We start from the raw sequence: 4,654 nt of genomic DNA, 5'->3' as shown, positions 1-4,654 counted from the left end.
GTGCTCGTCCTTGAGGAAGGTGACCAGCTGCCGGACGTCGCTGTTGCGCAGCGAGGCGAAGGGCAGTTCGGTGTAGACGACGTTGAGCCGGGAGAGGATGCCGTCGGCCTTCTCCTCGCCCAGCCCGGCGGCGAGCACCTCGCGGGCGAACTCGATGCCGCCGGTGCCGACGAAGCGGCGGGCCTGCATGAGGGTGTGGAACTCGCCGAGCACGTCGTCGACGTCGCTGCCGTTGACCCGCTGCAGCCCCATGAGCTCGCTGGTCAGCTTCTCGACCTCGGAGGGGCGCATCTGGGCGAGCACGGCCCCGGCCTCCTCCTTGGTCAGCTGGGCGAGGAACACCGCGGCCTTGCGCAGGCCCGGCAGCTCCTTGCGGGGCTTGGCGAGCTGCGCGGGCGACGTCGTCGCCGGCACCCCGACGAGCTGTTCGACGCTGGCGATGCTCACTGCTCAGCTCCCTTCGCGATGCTCACGGCAGTCCTCTTGTCCTTGGACGCCACCGGCGTCCACCCCCTGCATCGGCAGTCCGGGGCCCCACCCGGCAGGGCTCCCGACGGTGTCCGGGCACTGCCGGGGGAGGCCCCGGACCGTGTGCTCACTTGGCGTCGGCGAACCAGCCGCGCAGCATCGTGGCGACCTCGTCGGGACGGTCGCTGACCATCTCCGAGATCTCGCCCCGCACCCGCTCACGCTGCTGGGCCTCGATCAGCGCCGCCCGGTCGTCGAGGGCCGGGTCCCGGACGCTCTCGACCTGGATGCGCTCCTCGGCCTCCTCGTCCTCGTACTCCTCGTACTCCTCGCGGTTGCGCCGCGAGCGCAGCCACACGATGAGCACCAGCAGGGCGATGCCGAGGGCGATGCCACCGGTCTTGATCATCGACCACATCTGGGCGGTCTTCTCCGCCTCCTGGGCGGCCGCCAGGTCGGCGGCCGCCCGTTCGGCGGCGGTCTGGTCGAAGGCCATCGCGGCGACCGTGATGGCGTCCCCGCGGGCGACGTCCAGGCCGACCGCGTTGCCGATCAGGTCCTGCACCTGTGCCTGGTTCAGCGCCCCGGCCGCGTTCTGGTCCATCACCACGGAGACGGTGAGCCGCTCGACGGCGCCGGGTGCCCCCTCGATGGTCTCGACGGTCTTGTCGACGGCGTTGTTCCGGGTCGCCGTCTCCTTGTCGTAGGCGGACTCGCCGTTGCCGTTGACCCCGAGGTCCTCGGCACCCAGCACCCCGCCGACGGCCGCGCCGTTGCCCTCGTAGTTCTCGATGGTGGTGCTCTCCGACAGCGCCGGGGTGCCCTCGTTGAAGTCGTAGCTCTCGATCGTCGTACCGCGCTTGTCGAAGTCCAGGTCGGCACGGACGGAGACGACGGCGTTGCCGGGGCCGACGACCCGGTCCAGGATCTGCTGGGCGTTGGCCGCCAGCCGGCCCTCGAACTCCTGCTCCATCTGCGACTGCGCGTCGCCGGCGCCGGCGGACATCCCCTCCCCGGCGGCGGAGAGGACCGCGCCGGTGGAGTCGGCGACCGTGACGTCGGCCGGGTCCATCTTCTCGATGCTGGAGGAGACCAGGTGGGTGACCGCCTGCACTTGCTCACCGGCGAGGCTTGTGCCGGGGGCGAGGTCCAGCAGGACCGATGCGGTCGGCTTGCCCTCCTCGGTGGCGAAGACGTCGTCCTTGGGCAGCGCGACGTGCACCACTGCGGACCGGACGCCGTCCAGCGCCTTGAGGGTGCTGGCGAGCTCCCCCTCCAGCGCACGCTGGTAGGAGACCTGCTGCTGGAACTCGCTGGTGGTGATGCCCTGCTCGTCGAGCAGGGAGTAGCCGGTCTCGTCGCCGGCCGGCAGGCCCTGGCCGCTCATCGCCAGACGCAGGTCGTAGACGGCGTCCTTGGCCACCATGATCGTCTGGCCGCCGTCGGTCAGCTCGTAGGCGACCCCCTGGGCGTTGAGCTCCTCCACGATCGCCGAGGCATCGGTGGAGGCCAGGTTGCTGAACAGCGGCGACAGCGTGGGCGCGGTGACCCACCGGGTGAAGAAGAAGCCGCCGAGGAGCAGCCCGGCCAGGAGGAGTCCGATGACGATCTTCTGGCCGGCGCTGATCGTCGCCAGCAGTGTGCGGACCCGTTCCATCGGTCCGGCGAGAGCGGCGGGCATCAGATCTGCATCCGCATGATCTCGGTGAAGGCCGCGACCGCGGAGTTCTTCAGCGTCACCACGGTGTCAGTGGCCAGCCGGGCCTCGGTGCTGGCGATCGTGTAGTCGTGGGCGTCCTGCAGGTCGCCGGTGGCGGCCTGCAGCGCGAGGGCGTCCGCGTTGCCCTGCACGGCGTTCAGTGAGTCGATCGAGCCGGTGAGGATCGCGGCGAACCCGCCGTCGCCGGAGACGGACCGGGGAGCGGCGGCCGAGGCGGCGCCGGAGACACCCGTGACGTCGGTGATGCCGGGCATCCCCATGGAGATGCCGGCGATGGGTGAGGTCATGGTCAGCCCTTCCCGAGCTGGAGGGCCTGCTGGTAGGCCTCGGTGGCGCTGCGGATGGTGGCGAGGTTGGCCTGGTAGCCGCGCTGGGCCATGAGCAGCTGGGTCATCTGGTCGCCGAGGTCGATGTCCGGGTAGCGGACGTAGCCCTCGTCGTCGGCCAGGGGGTTGGTCGGCTCGTAGACCATCCGGCCCTCGGCGCTGCCGAGCTCGGTGCCGGCGACGCGCACGCCGCCCTGGCCGGAGCCGTACTGGACCGCCTCGGCGACGATCATGCGTTCCTGGAAGGCGTCCTCGCCCGGGGCGTTGACCGTGTTGATGTTGGCCATGTTGTCCGCCACGGCGTCCATCCACTTGCGGTGGACGAACAGCGACGAGCCGCCGATGCGCAGCGTGTCGAAAACTGCCATCACTGGGTCCGCAGGGCGGAGCGCAGCAGGGCGTACTTGCCGTCCAGGGCGCTGATCGACAGCTGGTAGCGCAGCCCGGTCTCGGTCGCGATGACCGTCTCGGTGTCCAGGTTGACGTTGTTGCCGTCGGTCCGGGTCGGGTCCATCGAGCGGGTGACGGAACTCCGGCCGCCCGCCGGGACCTGACCGTTGACGATCTCCGCCTGCAGGGTCGACTCGAAGTCGACCCGGCCGGCGAGGAAGCCCGGCGTCTGGATGTTGGCGATGTTGTCGGCGGTCACCCGCTGGCGCTGCTGCAGTCCGGCGAGGGACGCGTGCAGAGCCGTCATGGTCGAGTCGGTGATCACCGGACGCCCAGCAGGGAGCGACGGAGCACGAGGTACCTCCGGGTACGGCGAGTTGCGCGCGCAGGCGATGCCTGCGAGCGAAGGGGCCGCCGATCCGTGGCGAGGTGGTGCATTCCGTGCACTTCTGTCATCGGCAGTCAGCGCCGCGATGATGACCAGGTGCACCCGATCGAGCGCACTCGGTGACGGAACGCGAACGTCCCCCGGGGCCAAAGTCGCGACTTTGGCCCCGGGGGACGGGGGAGTGCGGTGGTGCCGTCGGTGCTAGAGCACCCGGTCGATGAAGGAGGCGACCGGCCGGGCCGGTGCGTAGGACATCCGGGCGGCGACGTCCCGCTGCTTCTGCGACTGGGTGATCCGCTCGACCAGGGCCTCGGCGACCGCCAGCTGGTGCTGCAGCAGCCGGGCGGCGCGCTCGCGGAGGTCGTCGGGCAGCGGGCCCAGGTTGCTCGGCGGGATCCAGTCGGTGGACCGTCGTCCCCAGGCCGCGATCTCCTCGGCCCGGCCACGGGCGAGGGTCGCCTCGGCCTCGTGGACGTCGCCCTCGAGGGCGTCGAGCACTGCCGGCCAGTTCCGCGCCCCGCCGACCAGCGCGGGGGAGTCCCCGACCCGGTTGCGGGCGGGGCCGTCGCCCGCCCGGTCGCCGATCATGCAGGTGCGGACGCGAGGGAGGCCGCAGCCTCCCGCCAGGCGTCCCGCAGCGGCTCGACGATCCGGCGGCAGTCCGCGATCCGGCGGACGTCGCCCTTGACGTTGGCCGCGATGAGCTCGGTCAGCAACCAGGCGTAGAGCGCGGCGAGCCGGGGGCCGCCGTCCCAGATGTCCACCCGCAGACTGGCCTGCAGTTCCAGGACGATCTCCTGCGCGTGCTGCAGCTGGTTGCCCGCCTCCGGCCGGTCGCCGGTGATCAGGGCGGCCTCGGCTCGCTCCAGGTCCAGGGCGAGGCGGTCGTACAGCATCACCAGCAGTTGCTGCGGAGAGGCGGTGGCGACCGCGTCGCCCAGATAGCGGGCGCGCAGGGCGGCGGCACTCATGCGATGGACTCCTCGGTGATGCGGAACTGCGGACGGAACGAACGAGGCGGACGGTGGGAACACCGGCGCGGGTCAGGAGGACTACGAACGGGACCAGCTGGGCAGCGATCCCAGCTGCGAGGCCAGCCAGCTCGACTGGCCCTGCATGCTGGACAGGGCCGACTCCATGGCGGTGAACTGCCGGGTCAGTGTGTCCCGGCGCATGTCGAGGCGCAGGTCCCACCCGTCGATGCGCTCCTGCAGGTCGGTCACCTCGCCGTCCTTGCCCTTGGCCAGGTTGACGAGGGAACCGATCGTGCTGTCGGTCGCGGACTTCGCAACGCCGAGCAGCCGCTGCGCCACCCCCTCGACGGCGGCGGTCCCGGTGCCGGACCCGTTGACCAGTCGCTGG

Annotated in this window: 7 protein-coding genes and 1 pseudogene; all 8 read right to left on the bottom strand. The window is 71.2% G+C overall.

What is annotated here, in order from left to right; genetic code table 11:
* A pseudogene (locus G5C62_RS25765) lies at positions 1–447 on the bottom strand (flagellar motor switch protein FliG); the annotation flags it as partial.
* Between the two features lie 148 nt (positions 448–595).
* Positions 596–2,149, bottom strand: a complete 1,554-nt coding sequence (gene fliF, locus G5C62_RS25760; RefSeq protein ID WP_164703247.1) for a flagellar basal-body MS-ring/collar protein FliF — start codon at positions 2,147–2,149, stop codon at positions 596–598.
* The gene (locus G5C62_RS25755; RefSeq protein WP_164703246.1) at positions 2,149–2,475 is read right to left on the bottom strand and encodes a flagellar hook-basal body complex protein FliE; all 327 of its coding nucleotides are present in this window, start codon (positions 2,473–2,475) and stop codon (positions 2,149–2,151) included. Before G5C62_RS25755 ends, fliF begins: the two co-directional genes overlap by 1 nt.
* 2 nt (positions 2,476–2,477) lie before the next feature.
* A complete protein-coding gene (locus G5C62_RS25750) occupies positions 2,478–2,882 on the bottom strand; it encodes a flagellar basal body rod protein FlgC (protein WP_164703245.1) in 405 nt (134 codons plus the stop codon).
* Positions 2,882–3,211 carry a flagellar basal body protein gene (locus G5C62_RS25745; RefSeq protein WP_164703244.1) on the bottom strand — a complete coding sequence of 110 codons (330 nt, stop codon included), beginning with the start codon at positions 3,209–3,211 and terminating at the stop codon, positions 2,882–2,884. The genes G5C62_RS25750 and G5C62_RS25745 overlap by 1 nt, the downstream gene beginning before the upstream one ends.
* 282 nt (positions 3,212–3,493) lie before the next feature.
* Positions 3,494–3,880, bottom strand: coding sequence for a hypothetical protein (locus G5C62_RS25740; protein ID WP_164703243.1), 387 nt, complete (start codon positions 3,878–3,880; stop codon positions 3,494–3,496).
* Positions 3,877–4,263 (bottom strand): flagellar export chaperone FliS, encoded by a 387-nt coding sequence (fliS, locus tag G5C62_RS25735; RefSeq protein ID WP_164703242.1) that lies wholly within the window; start codon positions 4,261–4,263, stop codon positions 3,877–3,879. Before fliS ends, G5C62_RS25740 begins: the two co-directional genes overlap by 4 nt.
* A gap of 81 nt (positions 4,264–4,344) precedes the next feature.
* A partial coding sequence (fliD, locus tag G5C62_RS25730) for a flagellar filament capping protein FliD (protein ID WP_164703241.1) occupies positions 4,345–4,654 on the bottom strand: 310 nt, incomplete at its 5' end.

Source organism: Modestobacter sp. KNN46-3 (genome assembly GCF_011039295.1).
This window is presented reverse-complemented; position numbering and strand designations above follow the sequence as displayed.

Coding starts and splice junctions, on each gene's coding strand:
- fliF (WP_164703247.1), bottom strand. CDS start 2,149: ATGCCCGCCGCTCTCGCCGGACCGATGGAACGGGTCCGCACACTGCTG.
- G5C62_RS25755 (WP_164703246.1), bottom strand. CDS start 2,475: ATGACCTCACCCATCGCCGGCATCTCCATGGGGATGCCCGGCATCACC.
- G5C62_RS25750 (WP_164703245.1), bottom strand. CDS start 2,882: ATGGCAGTTTTCGACACGCTGCGCATCGGCGGCTCGTCGCTGTTCGTC.
- G5C62_RS25745 (WP_164703244.1), bottom strand. CDS start 3,211: ATGACGGCTCTGCACGCGTCCCTCGCCGGACTGCAGCAGCGCCAGCGG.
- G5C62_RS25740 (WP_164703243.1), bottom strand. CDS start 3,880: ATGATCGGCGACCGGGCGGGCGACGGCCCCGCCCGCAACCGGGTCGGG.
- fliS (WP_164703242.1), bottom strand. CDS start 4,263: ATGAGTGCCGCCGCCCTGCGCGCCCGCTATCTGGGCGACGCGGTCGCC.